This is a genomic window from Segatella copri (assembly GCF_015074785.1).
Taxonomy (GTDB): domain Bacteria; phylum Bacteroidota; class Bacteroidia; order Bacteroidales; family Bacteroidaceae; genus Prevotella.
In genome coordinates this window covers 2,819,167-2,839,697 of the sequence record NZ_CP042464.1, presented here as the reverse complement: position 1 = coordinate 2,839,697, position 20,531 = coordinate 2,819,167, and the positions used below count along the sequence as shown (strand labels likewise).

The window sequence follows — 20,531 nt, the reverse complement described above, 5'->3', positions numbered from 1 at the left end:
TTTAATTCCGCCAACAGGTTTAGAAGAGTCTTTTTATTCAGAAAAAGCTGTTCTGAAGAGTTTGGGTTTACTCCTTTACTTCTTCTCCGAAGAGAGTAGCAGAGGTAGAACCGGTGATGCGAACCTTCACTAACTCTCCGATATGGTGGTTGCCCTTATCGATGACAACCGCCTTGTTCTGTTCTGTTCGACCCATCATCTGCTCGCGGCTACGCTTGCTGAAGTTCTCGATGAGGATGGTGAATACCTTGCCTTCATCCTTCTTGTTCTGCTCGGCACTCACCTCGGTCTGCAGTTTGATAAGTTCGTTGAGGCGGGCTATCTTGGTTTCCTCAGAAACGTTGTCTGGCAGATGCTTGGCGGCATAGGTGCCCGGGCGCTCTGAATACTTGAACATGAAGGCGCTGTCGAAGCCTACTTCCTTCACCAGCGAGAGGGTTTCCTGATGGTCTTCCTCGGTCTCGTCGTGATAACCCACGAAGATGTCGGTGGTGATGCCGCAGCCCGGGATGATGCGCTTGATGTCGGCGATGCGCTGCAGATACTCCTCACGGGTGTATTTGCGGTTCATCAGCTTCAAAATCTTGTTGCTTCCGCTCTGTGCAGGGAAGTGGATGTGTTTGCAGAGGTTTGGCTCTTCGGCGATGGCGTGGAGGATGTCCTCGGTCATATCCTCTGGGTTAGAGGTGGTGAAGCGTACTCGCATATCCGGTACAGCCTGGGCTACCATGTGGAGGAGCTCGGCAAAGGAAAGACTGCCTTCTTCGCGTTTGCCCGATGGCGAGAGACCATAACTGTTTACATTCTGTCCAAGCAGGGTAACTTCCTTGAAGCCACGCTGCTGCAAATCGCGAACCTCACGCAGGATGCTCTCAGCATCGCGGCTGCGCTCACGTCCACGGGTATAAGGCACGATGCAGTAGTGGCAAAAGTTGTTGCAACCACGCATGATGCTTACGAAACCGCTCACTCTGTTGCCACCGATGCGCTGAGGTACGATGTCACGGTAAGTCTCGGTCTTAGAAAGTTCTATGTTGATGGCATTGGTACCTATCTCGCACTGCGCAATCATATCCGGCAGGTTGAGATAGCTGTCTGGTCCGCAAACCAGGTTGGCATAGTGGTTCTGGATGAGGTCATCCTTCACGCGCTCAGCCATACAGCCCAAAACGCCGAGAATCACCTTTCTTCCCTTCTTCTGCTCTGCATGCAGGGTGTCGAGGCGATGATAAATCTTGTTCTCTGCATTCTCGCGGATACTGCAGGTGTTCAGGAAGATGGCATCAGCCTCTTCTTCTTTCTCACAAATTTCGTAGCCAGCCATCTGCATTACAGAGGCAACTACCTCACTGTCTGCCACGTTCATCTGGCAGCCATAAGTCTCAATAAATAGTTTCTTCATTGTTCTAGATGAATTCTATTCGTTTATAATGTTATTGTAATTAAAATATGTAACTATCTGAATCTCAGTCGCGAAGAAGGAGTATGGTGCTCTGTCATTCCCTTCGATACTGCCATCAATACAAAATAGATGACGACGGCAGAGATGAGGCCGGCGATGGCATCGATGAGATAATGCGCCTGAATATATACGGTAGCCAGACACAGGAAGATGTAGAATGGCAGCATCACGTATAGCTGTTTTCTGTTGCCGGTATGCCAGACCAGGAGCATGCAGATGGTGCTCACGCCCACATGCGAACTTGGGAAAGCTGCTGTAGGACGCTCGCCGGCGTTCTTGGCGTCTTCTACAAGCTGGTAGAAGATTCCATCGGTGTAACCCGGTGTCGGCAGGCAGTTGGTATGGGTGTTGAAGTAATCGCCCAAAGCCGGGAAGATGCCCTTGGTTATTTCTGATATCCCTACTGCATCAAAGTAGAAGGTCGGGCCCACTACCGGTACATAGATGTAGATGAGATAGTAGATAAAGAAACTGGTGAGCATGACGAATGCAGCTCTTTCAGCCTCATAATATCTGCAGAAGAAATAATAGAATGAAACCAATGCAATCATCGGATAATACATAAAGTAGCCCATCGACATCAGTTCGCTTACTACAGCCCAAGGCAGGGCTTTGGCAAAGAGCAGGGCGGGCTGACATCCGAAAAGATTCTGCTCCCAACCTGCAAAGATATGGTCGAGGTTGGGGAACATACGGTTGATTTCGTAGGTGTCGGGATACCACCAGGCAAGCAAAGCCATCTGGGCAATGATGCGCACCATCTTGGTGATGCGGCAAGGTATCATGCGGTATACTGCCCAAAGAGCGATGGTCATGACGAGCGCTCTCAGTCGTCCCCAGAGCATAGCTTCCGGGTTTACGAGTTTGGTGTAGGTAAAGAGCATGGTGATAATGGTGATTGCCATATATCCCAGCATGACCCATTCCAGTGTCATCAGTCCCTTCTTCGGGTTCTTGTCTATCTTGAAATAATCTTTTATCACGCTTCTTATTAGTTTATAATTTACAGCCATCCGTTATCCTTGTACCACTTGATGGCGAGCTTCACACCTCTTTCCAGTGGATAATGAGGATGATAGCCCAGTTCATCCATGGCTGGCTCAATATCACATCGCCAGTTGCGCTGTTTCAGAATGTTGTACTTATCATTGTTCAGAGCCGACATCTTGCCCGTCATCCTTCCGAGATACTCTCCGAAGAAGGTTACGATGCGCAACACCCAGACAGGTGCCTTGATGCGTAGCATCCAAGGATTGCCTAACTCCTTTTTTATCAGGTCGCTGAAGGCAGCCGACTGATATACTTCTCCATCGCTGAGGAAGTATTTCCTGCCGTTCATTCCATGATCCAGAGCCAGGAATACAGCCTGCACCACATCCTGTACATACACGAAGGTAATGTCCTGGCGCTTGAATCCTACAGCAAAGTCAACATGTTGCTTGATGCTCTGTGCCATGAGAAAATAATCTTTCTCCCTAGGACCGTAAACTCCTGTAGGGCGGAGGATGATATAAGGAAAGTTATTGCCGATGCTGTCCAGATAGCGTTCTGCCTCCAGCTTACTCTTTCCGTATGCAGTATTTGGCTTAGGAGTATCATGTTCTGAGATTTCCTGATAAGGCTGCTCTTCGCGGATGGCTCCAAAGATGCTGAGCGAACTGACAAAGACAAATCGCCTGATAGGCATCTGGAGGCGCAGAAGGACGTTCACCAGATGTTTGGTTCCCTCTGTGTTTACCTTATAAAATTCCTCTGCATGCAGGCACTTCGTTGCGCCGGCTGCATGCACTATATAGTCGAACTCGTGCGGGGCGAGTTCTTTCTCCAACTCTTCCTCTGAAGAAAGATTGAGATTGATAAAATGGATGCGCTCGTCTTGCAGATACTTTCTGGAACTGGTAGGGCGTACTGCCGCCCAGGTTTCCATGCCCTGTCTCAAGGCCTCTTCCACGATGTAGCTGCCGATAAAGCCCGACGCACCCGTTACTAGAATCTTCATTAATTATTTATAAAATTGCAATTTCGGCTGCAAAATTACAACAAAAAATCGAGTTATCCTCTATGTTATGCCAAAATTCTTTCTTTTTCTTTGTGAAATCACTTCTTTATGGCAACTTTGCTGTTGTGAATCAAGTATCTTGCTTAAAACATATCTGTTTGTCCTATTTAATATAGGTAGAAAATAAAGATAGGGCATGAAGCCCACTAATGAACTTCATGCCCTATAAACTGTTAACTATAAACTTTAAACTCTCTCTAAGCTTCATGCTGTCTTACACCCATGCGGGCCTCTACTACGTTTACTACATAGTCGCCGAGCTTCTCGCATTCCTGGATGATATCCATATACATGGTACCGATGGCGTAGGTATAGAGATGGTTGTTTACATCGTTGATGTTCTGGCTCTTCAACTGATTGCGATAGTTGTTGATTTCGTTCTCGATGTTGAAAGAGAGGTTGGCATCGTTGTCTCCCTTATGACCTACGAGGGTGATGTTCATTTGGGTAAGGGCATTGTCGGTAAGTTCCATCATCTGGTGCATGTGCTCATACTGTGAAGTGATGAAGTCTTCCTTGCCCTTGAAACGGCGGTTCAGCGTGCGTGCGATGTTGAAGCAGCTGTCACCGATACTCTCTATCTCAGAAATCTCACGGAGCATGGCGCGGATTTTTGCCTTGGTCTCGTCAGAAAGATGAGAATCGCTCACCTGGTCGAGATACTTGGCAATCTCTATCTCCATGTTGTCAGAGATACCCTCGTATTTCTCGATGCGGCTATAGAGTTTTACAAACTTTTCTTCATTGGTCTCGCCAAGAAGCGTCTTCACCATGCCGAACATGCGCTGGATGCGCTCGGCAAAGCAATGAATCTCTTTCTGTGCCTCCAAGACAGAGATTTCCGGTGTCTTCATGATACCGCTCTGGATAAAGCGCAGGCGGAAGTCGTCCTCATCGGTATTCTTCTTAGGACGGATAATCTTGCATACCAGCTTCTCTATCTGTGGAATGAACCATACCAGGATAAAGGTATTGGCGAGGTTGAAGGTGGTATGGAAGGCGGCAAGCACAAAGGATAGCTTGGTTGCATTGGCTACGAAATGAGGATCAGTCTTCTCCATGGCATCGTCGAAACCTACCCAGCCGCAAACCAGATGGATGAACGGGTGGAATATGCAGAGTATCCAAAGCACACCGAAGATGTTGAATACCATGTGCGCCATCGCCGCTCTCCGGGCCTGGGTGTTGGCGGTGAGCGCTGCTACATTGGAGGTTACGGTTGTTCCGATATTCTCACCCATCACAAGCGCAATACCCTGATAGATAGGCAATACGCCGGTAGAGCAGAGAATCATCGTAATCGCCATGACGGCTGCCGAACTCTGCACGCACATAGTGAGTATACTACCAATAATAAGGAAGGTGATGGTAGTCTGGAAACTGTGAGGATCGAAACTTGCAAAGAATTCAAGAACCGGCTGATTATGAGCCAGATCCATGTCGATACCGGTTTGTCGTAAAGTACCCAAACCGAGAAACATAAAGGATATACCGAAGATGAAGTCGCCGATAATCTTGCGCTTCTTGCTGTAAATCAGGATGATGGCGATGAAGAACGCCGGCCATACAAAATCTGTGATGTTAAACGAGAAACCGGCACTCATGATCCATGCGGTGAGCGTGGTTCCGATGTTGGCGCCCATGATAACGGAGATAGCCTGGGCTAGGGTAAGGAGACCAGCATTCACGAATGATACGGTCATCACCGTTGTGGCTGTAGAAGACTGCACCGCTGCGGTGATGAGCGTACCCGAGAGGATGCCCGTCAAACGGTTGGTGGTCATTGTTCCTAACACATGGCGGAGCTGTGGTCCTGCCATCTTCTGCAAACTGTCGCTCATGGACTTCATACCGAACATCAGTAGGGCGAGTGCTCCAATAAGCTTAAAAAATATCCAAATCGACATATAATAACTTAATTAATGTTGTCAAATACATCAAGTTTCCGAATTTCTTCGTAACTTTACACTCTGTAGGCGTCTCTCTTCTAAAAAGAGTAAGCCGATGCTCAAAAAGCACCTTCGGGGGCTTCGAGAGCGGGTAGATTAGTTTAATTTTGTAACATAGTTTTAATACAAATGAAACAAGTAATTCAAATCCGTTGCAAAAATAATAAAAAATCTCAGAAAGTAGAAATCGGAAGCACACTTTTTGATATTTTTTCTGCATTTGACCTCAAAATGACCCACGGACCGGTGTCGGCAAGGGTAAATAACAAGGTTGAAGGCATGCATTATCGTGTTTATAATTCTAAAGATGTAGAATTCCTTGATATGACTTCTTCATCCGGTTCGCGTGCATATACCCGTACCCTCTTCTTTGTTCTCTGCAAGGCGGTACAGGACATTTATCCTGCTACAGATGTGGTGATTGATATCCCCGTATCGAATGGTTTCTACGTAGATATCCGCCTGGGCAGACCTGTTGTAGATGAAGATGTGAACATCATCCGCCGTCGCATGCAGGAGATTATCGATGCCAGAATGCCGATACGCCGCTTCACCGTGCCTACCGAAGAGGCAGTTGCGCTGTTCCAGGAGAAAGGGGATGTTGAGAAGGTGAAACTGCTCAAGACATCGGGCTCTATCTATACTACTTATTATAAAATAGGTGATTATGTAGATTATTACTACGGCACGCTGCTCACCAATACCTCGCAGCTCTATCTCTTCGGGCTGGAGAAATATTATGATGGCATGCTCCTGCGCATTCCTTCGCTCAAGAACCCGGATGTGCTGGGCGAAATGACCCGACAGGACAAGATGTTTGAGATATTCAAGGAGCATCATCGCTGGCAGAGTATCCTGGGCATCAGGACTGTAGGCGATTTTAACCAGGCGATAGATGCCAATCATGCTACCGACATCATCAATATCAGCGAGGCGCTGCAGGAGAAGAAGATTGCCAAGATTGCTGAGGAGATTGCCAGCCGCAAGGGCGTGAAACTGGTGCTGCTGGCAGGTCCTTCTTCTTCAGGCAAGACCACTTCGTGCAAGCGCCTGAGCATACAGCTTGCCGTAAACGGATTGAAACCGCTCCAGATTTCGCTCGATGATTATTTCGTGGATAGGGAGAAAACGCCGAAGGATGCTTCGGGCGAATATGATTATGAGAGCATCTATGCCCTGGATCTTGACCTGATCAACGAGCAGTTCAACGCCCTCTTCCGTGGTGAGGAGGTGGAATTGCCGAAGTATGATTTCCAGAGCGGAAAGAGTAAAAAGAGCGGTAACAGGTTGAAAATGAACGATAACAATGTGCTGGTGGTAGAGGGCATTCATGCATTGAACCCAGAGCTGACGGCCCACATCCCGCAGGAGCAGATCTTCAGAGTATATGCTTCGGCACTGACCACGATTCTTCTGGATAATCACAATTATATCCCGACAACAGACAACCGTTTGCTCCGCCGTATCATCCGCGATAACAAATATCGTGGTGTCTCTGCCCAGGAAACCATTCATCGCTGGCCTTCGGTAAGGGCGGGTGAGAACAAGTGGATATTCCCGTTCCAGGAGAATGCCGATGCGATGCTCAATACGGCGATGCTTTATGAGCTGGCTGTAATCAAGATGCAGGCAGAGCCGCTGCTGCAGCAGGTTCCGGAGAATTGCGAGGAATATGCTGAGGCTTACCGGTTGCTTAAGTTCCTGAAATACTTCAAGGGTATACCTTATAATAATCTGCCGCCTACTTCGCTTCTGCGAGAGTTCCTGGGTGGAAGCTCGTTCCATTATTAAAGGTTTTATCTTTCGGAGATAAGTTGGCTGTTTGAGTAGGACAGCCAACTGGCAGAAGCCGGACAGCCGACTAGCGCCTTATCCGCTAGTCGGCTGTTTGTCTTTAACAGTCCTCGGAAATGGGTTTGTCTGATTTCCTTTTAGACGTCTGATTTTCTTTTTTATGCGATAGACGAAAAACTCTTCACTCTTCACCAAATGCTCCGAATCCCTAGTGTTTATGGGCATTCCGAGGGGTGAAGAGTGTTCAGGCACTCTTCACCCACTCTTCACCACTCTTCACCTTCTGTTGCAGCGGTCTTGTACCTCTTTTTAATTGAACTTTCGTAAGTTTTGCCCCACACGCCCTGGGCTAGGAGCTTTTGGACCTTCAGCCCGTACTTGAACCGCATGCGAAAGTTCAGTCTTTTTTATGTCTGTCGGTGAAGAGTGGTGAAGAGTGGGTGAAGAGATAAAAATAACTCTTCACCCCTCGGAATGCCGATAAACACAGGGGTTTCGGGCCGAAAGGTGAAGAGTGAAGAGTATTTCAGAGTAGAGTTGCTATACTTTTTATAAAGCGTACGAATTTATAAAGCCTGCGGCTTAGAGCTTGCTGCCATAGCACAAGTCGCCGGCATCGCCGAATCCTGGCACGATATATTTATGCTCGTTCAAGCCCTCATCAATAGAGGCACACCAAATAGTAGTCTTGTCCTCAGGGAAAGTCTTCTTGATGTGCTCAATGCCCTCAGGTGCAGCGAGAACACAGGCAATGTGGATATGTTTAGGATTGCCCTTGGTGAGGAAAGCCTTCATACCCATCTCCATGCTGATACCTGTGGCAAGCATAGGGTCGGCAATGATGAGCACCTTATCAGTAAGATCAGGTGTGGCGAGGTATTCGATATGTACGCCCACCTCAGTATGCTCCTTGTTGGTATACTCGCGATAAGCACTCACAAAGGCATTGCCAGAGTGGTCGAAAATATTGAGGAAACCTTCGTGGAAAGGAAGTCCGGCACGGAATATAGTACCGATGACAATCTTTTCGGTAGGAAGATTGACCTGGGCCACACCGAGTGGTGTAGTCACCTCAGTCTTTTCGTAATTAAGAGTCTTTGATATTTCAAAGGCCTCATACTCACCGATTCTCATAATGTTGTTGCGGAAGAGCAATCGGTTCTTTTGATAATCGCAGTCACGCATCTCTGCCAGATAGCGGTTGATGATGCAATTGTGCTCGCTCAGATTATTTATCTTCATATAGTTGTAGTTTTTCTGCAAAGATATAATAAATCTCGGAAACGGCAAAATGTTTGGGCAATTATTTTCTCTCTGGAGGAATGAAAGAACATGTTACTATCTTATTTTTCCTTCAAATATACTCTTATATATAAAATAGGTGTAAATCTCTGCTTGTTTTTCTCTAAGCAGAGATTTTTTGCAAAGTCAACGTGGCAATTGTCGGTCGAATCGGCTTTTTTTAAGTTCTTTAACCTAAAAAGCTTTTAAAAAGAAAGAATAATACCTAAGAATCTTTGCTATAAAACATATTTTTCGTAACTTTGCGGCGGTTTTGGGAGAATGATGATTTCTTCTGTCAACCAAGATAAATAAGGTAAAGAGAAATTATTCACAACTTAAATACATTTAAAATAAAATGGCAAAGTTTGATAAGTCAGTTTTAGCAAAGTACGGAATCACAGGTACAACTGAGGTTCTCTACAATCCTTCTTATGAGGTATTGTTCAATGAGGAGACTAAGGAAGGTCTCGAGGGTTTTGAGGTTGGTCAGGAGACTGAGCTCGGTGCAGTTAACGTAATGACTGGTATTTACACTGGTCGTTCTCCTAAAGACAAGTTCATCGTTGACGATGCTACATCTCACGACACAGTATGGTGGGATTCTGAGGAGTATCACAACGATAACCACAAGGCAACTCCAGAGGCATGGAACGCCGTTAAGGAGATCGCTAAGAAGGAGCTTTCTAACAAGAAGTTGTTCGTAGTAGATGGTTTCTGCGGTACACACAAGGATACACGTATGAAGGTACGTTTCATCGTTGAGGTAGCATGGCAGGCACACTTCGTAACAAATATGTTCATCCGTCCTCAGAACGAGGCTGAGTTCGATCAGGAGCCAGACTTCATCGTTTACAATGCTTCTAAGGCAAAGGTTGAGAACTGGAAGGAGTTGGGTCTCCACTCAGAGACAGCCGTTGTATTCAACGTAACTTCTAAGGAGCAGGTTATCATCAACACATGGTATGGTGGTGAGATGAAGAAGGGTATGTTCTCTATGATGAACTACTTCTTGCCATTGAAGGGTATGGCTTCTATGCACTGCTCTGCCAACACAGATATGAACGGTGAGAACACTGCTATCTTCTTCGGTCTTTCTGGTACAGGTAAGACTACATTGTCAACAGACCCTAAGCGTAAGTTGATCGGTGACGATGAGCACGGATGGGACGACGAGGGTGTGTTCAACTTCGAAGGTGGTTGCTACGCTAAGGTTATCAACCTTGACAAGGAGTCTGAGCCAGATATCTACGGTGCTATCACACGTGACGCTCTCCTCGAGAACGTAACTGTAGCTAAGGATGGTAAGATTGACTTCGCAGATAAGACTGTTACCGAGAATACTCGTGTATCTTATCCTATCTACCACATCAAGAACATCCAGCGTCCATTCTCTCAGGGTCCAGCTGCTAAGCAGGTTATCTTCCTCTCAGCAGATGCATTCGGTGTATTGCCACCAGTATCTATCTTGAACGCTGAGCAGACTAAGTATTACTTCCTCTCTGGCTTCACAGCTAAGTTGGCTGGTACAGAGCGCGGTATCACCGAGCCTACTCCAACATTCTCTGCTTGCTTCGGTCAGGCATTCTTGGAGTTGCACCCAACTAAGTACGCTGAGGAGTTGGTAAAGAAGATGCAGAAGTCTGGTGCTAAGGCATACTTGGTTAACACAGGTTGGAACGGTACAGGCAAGCGTATCTCTATCCGCGATACACGTGGTATCATCGACGCTATCCTCGACCACTCAATCGACGCAGCTCCTACAAAGACTATCCCATTCTTCAACTTCGTAGTTCCTACACAGTTGGAAGGCGTAGATCCTAAGATTCTCGATCCACGTGATACATACGCTGATGCTTCTCAGTGGGAGGAGAAGGCTAAGGATTTGGCTGCTCGTTTCATCAAGAACTTCAAGAAGTATGAGACAAACGAGGCAGGTAAGGCTCTCGTTGCTGCTGGTCCACAGCTCTAATTCGACATTTCGAATTTATACTAAATATGGAATCCCGTTTCTCGCAAGAGAAGCGGGATTTCTTCGTTTTTACGCCTCGAAATCACTAAAAAACTTAAAAAATGCGCCTAAAATGAATAATTTGCATAATAATAAGGAGAAAAGGTCGAGTTTTTAAAGAATTCTCAGTAAATTTGCAGCTAAAAATAAAATAGGATAGAATGAAAAGGAAGTTTTTTGCTTTCATAGCGCTGATTACAGCTACGCTCTCGCTCTCTTCTTGCTTGAGCAGCGATGAAACAACAGTAGAATATACACATGATACAGCCATCACGGCTTTCTCGTTGGGTAGTCTTGACAGATATACCAAAACGAAGGCAGGTAAAGATACCTTGCTCAAGGCTAATGTGACGGGCTCTGACTATAAATTTTACATAGATCAGGCACAACGCTTGATTTATAATGTAGATTCCTTGCCTTGCGGGGTGAGGGATACTGCCATATTGGCTACTATCAGCAGCAAGAATAGCAGCCCTATTCTCCTGATGGATATCAACAAGACTGATTCTGTCGCAGCATACTATTCAAGCTCTGATTCCATCAACTTCTCAAAGCCTCGCTTTATTAGAGTTTACAGCGGTGACTACTCTGCCTATGCCGAGTATAAGGTTACCGTAAACGTACATAAGGAGTTGCCTTATGAGTTTAAGTGGCATGAGCTGGCTCAGAACAACAGTCAGTTGGCAGCATTCTCTGATTTGAAGGCTGTAGCTTGTGGTGATGACATCTATGTATTCGGCAAGACTGCCGAGGGTACTAAGGTGCTGAAGTCAGCCATCAATGATGGCAGCGCCTGGTCATCTATTATGATGAACGTAAGCTTAAGTAGTGACGCTTACCAGAGTGCAGTAGCGCTGGATGGCGAACTCTATATCTCAGATGGCGGCAAAGTTTATGCTTCTGCCGATGCTGAAACATGGACATTGGTTCCTGGAAATGCAGATGTCAAGCAGCTCATTGGTGCAAGCAGCAAGTATCTCTATGCTTATACAGCTACAGGTATCTCTGTTTCAAAAGATAAGGGTGCCAGCTGGGAGGCAGAGAAACTTGATAAAGATGCTGACTATTTGCCAACACAGAATATCTCAATGAATGTGGCTGGCGTACTCTCTGCTAAGGATGTAGAGAACGTAATGCTGCTGGGTACTCGCGACAAGGCTTTGAATGATACGGTTGCCACCACATGGCTGCGCACGGTTGACTATGCAAATGAAGACGGACAGTGGAACTATCTGGAAATCGAAAAAAATAAAAGTGGAAAGATGCCTTGGCTGGATCAGGTAATTACCTGTGCTGCCGATACAGGCTTCGTTGCTTTAGGCAGTAACGGCAAATGGTATAAGAGCCAGGATGCCGGCTTGACTTGGACTCATGACAAGAAGGTGGCTTTGCCTGGTGAGTTTAGTACTGCTGCCCGTTTTGCTTTCTGCCGTGACAAGCAACATTATTATTGGATTATCAGAAACGGATACGTATGGAGAGGACGTTTCAATATAGATGGCTGGAGCAAGGAAGATTAATCATCCTGCTTGCCTTCTTAACTTTGGGCTGTATTGCGGTTCGTGCACAGGACGATCCGCAATATCGCATGGAGATAGGTGCCGGTGTGGGGGTGATGACCTATGAAGGCGACTTTAACGGAAATGTGCTTGGCGACATGCAACCTGCCGGTTTCCTGGTGGGAAGATACAATTTCGACCCCTACAAGGATTTGAAACTGAGCGTGGGCTTTGGAAAAATAAAAGGTTCTTCGGCGAATGTGGATACTTTCTATCCTGATTATGCGGAGAATCCCTATAGTTTCAATCATACGCTGGTGGATATGAATCTGGTGTTCGAGTACAACTTCTGGCCCTACGGAACAGGCAGAGACTATCGCGGAGCCCAGCGCCTGGTTCCTTATATACTGGGTGGCCTGGGAGCAACCTATGTAAAAGGTAACGAAAAAAATGTATTTACAGCAAACGTGCCTTTAGGCATCGGCGCAAAATATAAAGTAAACGAAAGGTTGAACTTGGGACTGGCCTGGACTTTCCATTTCTCGCTTAGCGATGAACTGGATGGCGTGAAAGACCCTTACTGGGTAAAGAGCAGTGGCATTTTCAAGAATACCGACTGCTATTCTACCATAGCCGTTTCGGTGACCTATAGTTTCAGTGCAAAATGTAAAACTTGTAATAAAGAAGAATGATGGACAACTTAGATATGAACAGGATTCCTGAGCACATCGCTATCATTATGGATGGCAATGGTCGCTGGGCAACAGAACGGGGCAAGGAGCGTAGCTACGGCCATCAGGCTGGAGTAGAAACCGTGCGCCGAATTACATCGGAGTGTACCAGGTTGGGGGTAAAATATCTCACCCTCTATACTTTCTCTACAGAGAATTGGAACCGTCCGGCCGATGAGGTTGCTGCCTTGATGGGACTGGTACTGACTTCGCTCGAAGATGAAATCTTCATGAAGAATAATGTCCGCTTCCGTGTGATAGGCGATTTGAAACGCCTGCCACAACAGGTGCAGGACAAGCTTCAGGAGACCATGGACCATACTGCGAAGAACGATGCTATGACTATGGTTGTAGCATTGAGCTATTCTTCACGTTGGGAAATCCTGAATGCTACAAAGAAAATGGTAAAAGAAGCATTGGAGTCAGGTTCAACCTATGAGCAGATAGAGGATAAACTGACAGAGGAGAACTTCGAAAAGCATCTTGAGACCAGTTTCATGCCAGATCCAGAACTTCTGATACGTACAGGAGGTGAACTCCGTATCAGCAACTATCTTCTTTGGCAGATAGCTTATTCAGAGTTGTATTTCTGTGATACCTTCTGGCCAGACTTCAATGAAGAAGATCTGCATAAGGCAATAGCAAGTTATCAGAACCGCCAACGTCGATTTGGAAAAACCGAGGCACAGGTGGAAGAGGAGGAGAAATAGGCAAACCTCATACAAGCATAGAAAAATCATATTATATATAATAAGGTATAAATGAATAGATTTAAAAAGATTTTCATCCTGCTGTTCGGCGTAATGGCATGCATGCAGATTCAGGCACAAGATAAAATCGTAAATCCTGACATCTCGTATGCAGGTACACCTCGTACCCTTAAGATTGGTGGTATCAATGTTTCGGGTGTTGAGGGCTACGAAGACTATGTTCTCACAGGTATCTCAGGCCTCAGTGTGGGCGACGAGATTACTGTGCCTGGCGACGAGATTACCAATGCCGTAAAGCGCTACTGGAAACATGGACTCTTCTCAAAGGTGGCTATCGCTGCCGACTCTATCGTAGGTGAGAAGCTTTATCTTCATATCTATCTTGCGGTTCGTCCACGTATCTCTAATATCAACTATGTTGGTTTGAAGAAGAGCGAGCGTGAAGATATGGAGCAGAAGTTGGGTATGGTAAAGGGTACTCAGGTAACTCCGAATATGCTCGACCGTGCCAAGATCCTCGCCAAGAAGTATTTCGATGATAAGGGCTTCAAGAACGCTGAAATCCAGATTAACCAGCGCGATGATGTTGCCAACAAGGGACAGGTAATCCTGGATGTTGTTGTTGACAAGAAAGAAAAAATCAAGGTACATCAGATAACTATTGATGGAAACGAACAGCTTTCTGACCGCAAGATTAAGGGTGGAGTCTTCTCGAAGGGTGCTTTTGCCAAGACGCATGAGGCTGGTAAATTCGCTTCTTTCTTCAAGTCGAAGAAGTTTACTCCTGAGCGTTGGAAGGAAGATAAGCAGAAACTCATCGACAAATATAATGAGTATGGTTTCCGTGATGCTCAGATTCTGGAAGATAGCGTGAGCAACTTCGATGAGAAGCACGTTAATATCTACATCAAGGTAGATGAAGGTAAGAAATACTATATCCGTAACATCTCCTGGGCTGGTAATACCGTTTACTCTTCAGCTTATCTCGAAGCATTGCTCGGTATGAAGAAGGGCGATGTATATAACCAGAAGATATTGGGTAAGCGCCTGAATGAAGATGATGACGCTGTTTCTAACCTCTACTATAATAATGGTTATGTGTTCTCTCGTATCGAACCGACTGAAATCAATATTGATGGCGACTCTATCGACTTGGAGATGCGCGTAACAGAGGGACCTCAGGCTTATCTGAGCCATGTACGTATCAATGGTAATACCCGTCTTTACGAAAACGTAGTGCGTCGTGAGCTTCGTACCAAGCCAGGCGACCTTTTCTCTAAGGATGCTCTGATGCGTTCGGCTCGTGAGCTTGCTTCTATGGGACACTTTGATCCTGAGAAGGTTAACCCGGATGTAAAGCCTAATCCTGAAGATGGTACGGTTGATGTAAACTGGAACCTGGAGCAGAAGAGTAACGACCAGATTGAGTTCTCGCTCGGTTGGGGTCAGACGGGTGTCATCGGACGTGTGGGCTTGAAACTCAACAACTTCTCTATGGCAAACCTCTTCAACAAGAACAAGGAGCATCGTGGTATCATGCCTATCGGTGATGGTGAGGTGCTGAGTATCGGTGCACAGACCAATGGTACCTACTACCAGAGCTATAACGTAAGCTACTCTACCAACTGGTTTGGCGGTAAGCGCCCTATCCAGTTCAGCGTAGGTGCATACTACAGTAAGAGTACCGACGTGTCAAGCAACTATTACAATAGTGCAGCCATGTACAACTATCAGAGTTACTTATATGGCTATGGTTCTAGTTACTATAACAACTACGAGAATTATTACGATCCAGACAAGTATATCCAGATGGTGGGTGTAAGCCTCGGTTGGGGTAAGCGCCTCCGTTGGCCGGATGATTACTTCACCTTGTCTGTACAGTTGGCTTACCAGCGCTACATGATGAAGAACTGGAGCTATATGTTGATGACCAACGGTAATGCGAACAACTTGAACTTGACCATCGCATTGAACCGAACATCAACCGATAACCAACTCTTCCCACGTCGTGGTTCTGAGGTTGAGGCAAGTGTCAACCTTACTCCACCATGGAGTGCGTTCGACAACAAGGACTACAAGAATCTTGCCAACGATTCTAAGTCGCCAACCTATTCTGCTGAGCAGCAGGAGAAGTACAGATGGATTGAATACCATAAGTGGAAGTTCAAGGCAAAGACTTATACTGCACTCACAGAGGGTCAGAAATGCTTCGTATTGATGACCCGTGTAGAACTCGGTTTGCTCGGTTCTTATAACAAGTATAAGAAGAGTCCGTTCGAGACCTACTATGTGGGTGGTGACGGTATGAGTGGATACTCATCATATTATGGTGAGGAAACAATCGGACTCCGCGGTTATGAGAATGGTTCTGTATCTTACAGTCCTACAACCGGTTACTATGCTTATGCATACGACCGCTTCTCATTGGAGCTTCGCTATCCATTCCTCTTAGGTAACACAACCATTTACGGTTTGACCTTCGTAGAGGCTGGTAACGCCTGGTATGAAACCAAGAAGTTCAACCCATTCAGCATGAAACGTAGTGCCGGTGTCGGTGTACGTATCTTCTTGCCTATGGTTGGTCTGATGGGTATTGACTGGGCCTACGGTTTCGATACTGTATGGAATGGTAGCTCATATAAGAAGGGTGGAAGCCAGTTCCACTTCATTTTAGGTCAGGAATTCTAAAAATGGGTTTTATGAAGAAAATAGTATTGATGCTGATGATGGCTGTAGCAGCCATCTCAGCACATGCACAGAAATATGCATTGATAGATATGGAGTACATCTTGAAGAATGTACCCGCTTATGAGCGTGCCAACGAGCAGCTGAATCAGGTAAGCCGCAAATGGCAGGCTGAGGTAGAAGCTCTTAACACAGAGGCAAGCACCATGTATAAGAACTATCAGAACGAGGTAGTGTTCCTTTCCCAGGAGCAGAAGAAGGCTAAGCAGGATGCCATCATGCAGAAAGAGAAGGAGGCTAGCGATTTGAAGAAAAAATATTTTGGTGCAGAAGGCGACCTTTATAAGATGCGTGAGGCATTGATGGGACCTATTCAGGAAGAGATTTATACAGCCGTAAAAGAGATTTCAGATCTGCGCGGATATTCGCTTGTTCTCGATAGAGCTAGCAACAGCGGCATCATCTTTGGCTCTCCTAAGATAGATATTAGCAACGAAGTGCTCCAAAAATTAGGTTATTCCAAATAATAATTGTATATTTGCAGCCGGTAAGTGCATGTGCCAATGGTTGGCGGCATGAAAACTTCATTTAGAAATTAATAATTAAAAAGAATAGAACAATGAAAAAGCTTATTTTAATGTTGATGCTCTGTGCACCAATGACTATGATGGCTCAGAAGTTTGGTAAAGTAAATACTCAGCAGATTATGCAGTCTTTGCCAGATGTAGCTAAGGCTAATGGCGAGATGGAAGCTCTCCAGAAGCAGAAGGAAAATGACTTGAAGTCTATGCAGGATGAGTTCCAGCGTAAGGCTGACGAGTATCAGAAGGGTTCCAGCACAATGAACGCTACAGCAAAGCAGCAGAAGGAAACTGAGTTGCAGACTCTCCAGCAGAAAATTCAGCAGGCTTACCAGGATGGTCAGCAGGAGTTGCAGAAGAAGAGCAGCGAACTCATGCAGCCTATCGTAGCAAAGGTACGTACAGCTATCGAGGCTGTAGGCAAGGCTGGCAACTACACCTTCATCTTCGAGGATGGTGCTGCTGTATATACAGGTACTAACGTAGTAGACGTTACTAAGGAAGTACAGGCTAAGATTAAGTAATCAAGGCAAATAAAAAGAATATAGATTGAGGGCAGGCAGAAGTGCTTGCCCTTATTTCTCATTTTCAATAACGAGGTATTTATAAGGTATTCATCATAAACGGTATCACTCATCATGAAAAAGAATCTCTTATTTCTGGCTTTTGCTCTCATCTCTTTGACTGTTTCAGCCCAGCATACAACGCCTGCAGCAAAGGTTCAGCAACAACAGATTGCTGTATCTGCTCCTTTGCATTTTGGCTACTTTAGTTTTGATAAGGTTTTTCATACTATGCCTGGTTACGCTATAGCCAAGCATAATATGGATGAACTCCGTGAGAAATACGATGCAGAAACGAAACGTGTAGAAACTGAGTTTAATGCTAAGTATGAGGAATTTCTTGATGGACAGCGCACTTATGCCAAGACAATTCTGGAGAAACGTCAGGCTGAATTGCGTGAATTGATGGAGAAGAATATTGCCTTTAAGGCTGAGGCTACCCGCCTGTTGCAGCAAGCAGAGAATGATGCTTATGCTCCGCTCAAAGCAAAAATAAACGAGGAAGCCAAAAAGATTGGCAAGCAGAAGGGGTTTGCCTTTATCATCAATACAGACAATAATGCAGCTCCTTATCTCAACGAAGAGATGGGGGAGGATATTACAGCTTTGCTGGAGGAGACTTTGAAATGATGTTGCCTTCTAATCCCGGACCAATCGGTGTCTTTGATTCTGGTTATGGCGGACTGACCATCCTGCATGGGTTGCGCCAGATGATGCCTCAGTATGATTATATGTACTTGGGTGATAATGCTCGTGCTCCTTATGGCTCGCGTTCGTTTGAGGTGGTTTATAAGTTCACACGCCAGGCTGTGCTTAAACTTTTCTCTATGGGGTGTCATCTCGTTATCCTGGGATGTAATACGGCTTCGGCTAAGGCACTACGTTCTTTGCAGCAGCGCGATATTCCTGAGTTGGATCCCAGCAGAAGAGTTCTGGGTATTATCCGCCCTACTGCCGAAGTAATAGGTACTATTACCAAGAGTAATCACGTGGGACTTCTGGCTACAGAAGGTACTATTAAAAGCCAAAGTTATAATATGGAAATTTCGAAACTTTGGCCAGAGATTCAGGTGAGTGGCGTGGCTTGTCCGCTTTGGGCTGCCATCGTGGAAGCCAATGAAGCAGATAGTCCTGGAGCTGATTATTTCGTAAAGAAACGCATCGACCAGCTGATGCTGAAGGACGCTGATATTGATACCATTATTTTGGGTTGCACGCATTATCCGCTTCTTATGAGCAGCATTGTGAAGAATCTTCCTGATGGCGTAAGAGTGGTTCCGCAAGGACAATATGTAGCAAACAGCCTGAAAGATTATCTGAAACGCCATCCGCAGATGGAACAGATGATAACCAAAACAGGCTCTTGCCGATATCTCACAACAGAGAGTGAGGATAAATTCAAGGAATCTGCACAGATTTTCCTTCATGAACAGGTGGAGGTTACACATGTAGATCTTGAATAGTTTATAGTTAATAATTTATAGTTAATAGTTATGCAAGAAACAAGACAAAACCGTATATCAAGACTTCTCCAGAAGGAGTTGAGTCTTATCTTCCAGTCACAAACCCGCATGATGCATGGTGTGATGGTAAGTGTTACTAAGGTTAGAGTAAGTCCAGATCTCAGTATCTGTACAGCTTACTTGAGTGTGTTCCCTTCTGAAAAAGGTGAGGAGATTTTGAAGAATATCAATGCAAATGAGAAGACGATCCGTTTCGACTTGGGTAAAAAAGTGAGAAACCAGTTACGTATTATTCCAGAACTCCGTTTCTTCCTTGATGATAGTCTCGATTATTTGGAGCACATTGATGAACTCTTGAAAAAGTAAAAGAGTAAAGAAGTAAAAAAACAAGGGAGTTAAGACGGCAATTCTTGACTCCCTATACTGTTATATAAATAAGGTAAGATAGAATTATGAATTTCCCATTCTTTATAGCTCGCAGGTATCTTTTCTCAAAGAAGAGTACGCACGTCATCAACGTCATCAGTTCTATTTCTGTAATAGGAGTGGCGGTAGCTACGATGGCTCTGGTCATCGTTCTGAGTGTTTTTAACGGCTTCCATGACCTGGTAGCTTCACTCTTTACGAGTTTTGACCCACAACTCAAGGTTGTGCCTGTTGAGGGAAAGACTGCACCTGCAGATGATCCTATTCTTACTAAGATTCGTCTTTTGCCGCAGGTAGATGTTGCAACAGAAACCGTAGAAGATCAAGCTCTTGCAATCTATAATGATCATCAGGCTATGGTGAAAATCAAGGGTGTAGATGATAATTTTGCAGAACTTTCTCATATTACAGATATTTTATATGGTGATGGCTCCTTCTCCTTGCATGCTGCCAATCTGGAATATGGAACCGTAGGTATTCGTCTTGCCCAGAATTTAGGCATAGGAGCACAATGGGATGGCTTCCTGAAAATCTATGCTCCTAAAAAGGAAGGACAGCTGGATATGACTAACCCAGGTGATGGCTTTGTTGTTGACTCGCTCAACTCTCCTGGCGTACTTTTTGCCGTCAAACAGGCTAAGTATGATAAAAACTACATCATCACTTCTATCTCATTTGCCCGTAATCTCTTTGGTCAGCAAGGTATGCTCTCTGATTTGGAATTACGCTTGAAACCGGGTAGCGATCTGGATGCTGTAAAGACTGAGATGCAGCAGATAGCTGGTAATAAATATAAAGTGCTTGACAGATTTGAACAACAGGAAGATACCTTTAAAATTATGTCGATAGAGAAGATGATTGCTTATATCTTCCTGACCTTTATCTTAGTTGTTGCATGTTTCAATATCATCGGGTCGCTTTCTATGCTTATTATTGATAAGAAAAATGATGTTGTGACTCTTCGTAATCTTGGAGCTAACGATAAGCAGATTACCAGAGTATTTCTTTTTGAAGGTAGAATGATAGCTGTGATAGGTGCTGTTATTGGTATTGGACTGGGCTTGCTCCTCTGCTTTTTGCAGCAGCAATATGGTTTTGTACGTCTGGGAGATTCTGAAGGCTCCTTTATTGTTGATGCGTATCCGGTAAGTGTCCATTACTCAGATGTTGCCATTATCTTCGTTACTGTAATTGCTGTAGGTTGGCTTGCTGTATGGTATCCTGTAAGAGCGCTGAGTAAAAGGCTGTTGAGTTAAAACCTACAGAATTTCTTATACTTGGGTGCATATACTAAAAGAAATGGCATGAATCTTTTAT

At 45.2% G+C, this 20,531-nt stretch carries 17 protein-coding genes; 12 read left to right on the top strand and 5 right to left on the bottom strand.

Annotated elements, in window-relative coordinates; translation table 11 throughout:
* Nucleotides 1-67 precede the first annotated feature (67 nt).
* From miaB to FO447_RS11760, 4 genes are all read right to left on the bottom strand, one after another.
* The gene (gene miaB, locus FO447_RS11775; RefSeq protein ID WP_200756470.1) at nucleotides 68-1,402 is read right to left on the bottom strand and encodes a tRNA (N6-isopentenyl adenosine(37)-C2)-methylthiotransferase MiaB; all 1,335 of its coding nucleotides are present in this window, start codon (nucleotides 1,400-1,402) and stop codon (nucleotides 68-70) included.
* A gap of 53 nt (nucleotides 1,403-1,455) precedes the next feature.
* Nucleotides 1,456-2,475 carry a phosphatase PAP2 family protein gene (locus FO447_RS11770; RefSeq protein WP_118151713.1) on the bottom strand — a complete coding sequence of 340 codons (1,020 nt, stop codon included), beginning with the start codon at nucleotides 2,473-2,475 and terminating at the stop codon, nucleotides 1,456-1,458.
* Nucleotides 2,466-3,461 (bottom strand): NAD-dependent epimerase/dehydratase family protein, encoded by a 996-nt coding sequence (locus FO447_RS11765; protein WP_118079572.1) that lies wholly within the window; start codon nucleotides 3,459-3,461, stop codon nucleotides 2,466-2,468. Before FO447_RS11765 ends, FO447_RS11770 begins: the two co-directional genes overlap by 10 nt.
* Before the next feature lie 257 nt (nucleotides 3,462-3,718).
* Entirely contained in the window at nucleotides 3,719-5,428 is a 1,710-nt protein-coding gene (locus FO447_RS11760) for a Na/Pi cotransporter family protein (protein WP_022121509.1), read from the bottom strand.
* A gap of 171 nt (nucleotides 5,429-5,599) precedes the next feature.
* On the opposite strand from FO447_RS11760, the gene FO447_RS11755 reads away from it, so the two are divergent.
* Nucleotides 5,600-7,261 carry a nucleoside kinase gene (locus FO447_RS11755; RefSeq protein ID WP_118151711.1) on the top strand — a complete coding sequence of 554 codons (1,662 nt, stop codon included), beginning with the start codon at nucleotides 5,600-5,602 and terminating at the stop codon, nucleotides 7,259-7,261.
* 585 nt (nucleotides 7,262-7,846) lie between these two features.
* Here FO447_RS11755 and upp read toward each other — a convergent pair.
* Nucleotides 7,847-8,506 carry a uracil phosphoribosyltransferase gene (gene upp / locus FO447_RS11750; RefSeq protein WP_022121512.1) on the bottom strand — a complete coding sequence of 220 codons (660 nt, stop codon included), beginning with the start codon at nucleotides 8,504-8,506 and terminating at the stop codon, nucleotides 7,847-7,849.
* A gap of 397 nt (nucleotides 8,507-8,903) precedes the next feature.
* Between upp and pckA the strand changes: the two genes are divergently transcribed.
* From pckA to FO447_RS11695, 11 genes are all read left to right on the top strand, one after another.
* Nucleotides 8,904-10,517, top strand: coding sequence for a phosphoenolpyruvate carboxykinase (ATP) (gene pckA / locus FO447_RS11745; protein WP_118151705.1), 1,614 nt, complete (start codon nucleotides 8,904-8,906; stop codon nucleotides 10,515-10,517).
* A gap of 200 nt (nucleotides 10,518-10,717) precedes the next feature.
* On the top strand, nucleotides 10,718-12,076 hold the full coding sequence (locus FO447_RS11740) for a DUF6242 domain-containing protein (protein WP_200756468.1): 1,359 nt from the start codon (nucleotides 10,718-10,720) through the stop codon (nucleotides 12,074-12,076).
* Nucleotides 12,031-12,747, top strand: a complete 717-nt coding sequence (locus FO447_RS11735) for a DUF6089 family protein (RefSeq protein ID WP_153087301.1) — start codon at nucleotides 12,031-12,033, stop codon at nucleotides 12,745-12,747. The genes FO447_RS11740 and FO447_RS11735 overlap by 46 nt, the downstream gene beginning before the upstream one ends.
* Nucleotides 12,744-13,496 carry an isoprenyl transferase gene (locus tag FO447_RS11730; protein ID WP_181992728.1) on the top strand — a complete coding sequence of 251 codons (753 nt, stop codon included), beginning with the start codon at nucleotides 12,744-12,746 and terminating at the stop codon, nucleotides 13,494-13,496. The genes FO447_RS11735 and FO447_RS11730 overlap by 4 nt, the downstream gene beginning before the upstream one ends.
* 51 nt (nucleotides 13,497-13,547) lie before the next feature.
* Nucleotides 13,548-16,184, top strand: a complete 2,637-nt coding sequence (locus FO447_RS11725; protein WP_200756467.1) for a BamA/OMP85 family outer membrane protein — start codon at nucleotides 13,548-13,550, stop codon at nucleotides 16,182-16,184.
* Between the two features lie 11 nt (nucleotides 16,185-16,195).
* Nucleotides 16,196-16,708, top strand: a complete 513-nt coding sequence (locus FO447_RS11720; RefSeq protein WP_022121518.1) for an OmpH family outer membrane protein — start codon at nucleotides 16,196-16,198, stop codon at nucleotides 16,706-16,708.
* A gap of 92 nt (nucleotides 16,709-16,800) precedes the next feature.
* Nucleotides 16,801-17,286: an OmpH family outer membrane protein gene (locus tag FO447_RS11715; RefSeq protein ID WP_006848100.1), complete on the top strand. Its 486-nt coding sequence runs from the start codon at nucleotides 16,801-16,803 to the stop codon at nucleotides 17,284-17,286.
* Nucleotides 17,287-17,400: 114 nt separating this feature from the next.
* Entirely contained in the window at nucleotides 17,401-17,955 is a 555-nt protein-coding gene (locus FO447_RS11710) for an OmpH family outer membrane protein (protein WP_006848099.1), read from the top strand.
* Nucleotides 17,952-18,788, top strand: coding sequence for a glutamate racemase (gene murI, locus FO447_RS11705; RefSeq protein WP_117693273.1), 837 nt, complete (start codon nucleotides 17,952-17,954; stop codon nucleotides 18,786-18,788). Before FO447_RS11710 ends, murI begins: the two co-directional genes overlap by 4 nt.
* A 30-nt stretch (nucleotides 18,789-18,818) precedes the next feature.
* Entirely contained in the window at nucleotides 18,819-19,154 is a 336-nt protein-coding gene (rbfA, locus tag FO447_RS11700) for a 30S ribosome-binding factor RbfA (RefSeq protein WP_006848097.1), read from the top strand.
* A gap of 86 nt (nucleotides 19,155-19,240) precedes the next feature.
* Nucleotides 19,241-20,470 (top strand): FtsX-like permease family protein, encoded by a 1,230-nt coding sequence (locus tag FO447_RS11695; RefSeq protein ID WP_200756466.1) that lies wholly within the window; start codon nucleotides 19,241-19,243, stop codon nucleotides 20,468-20,470.
* Nucleotides 20,471-20,531: the final 61 nt, after the last annotated feature.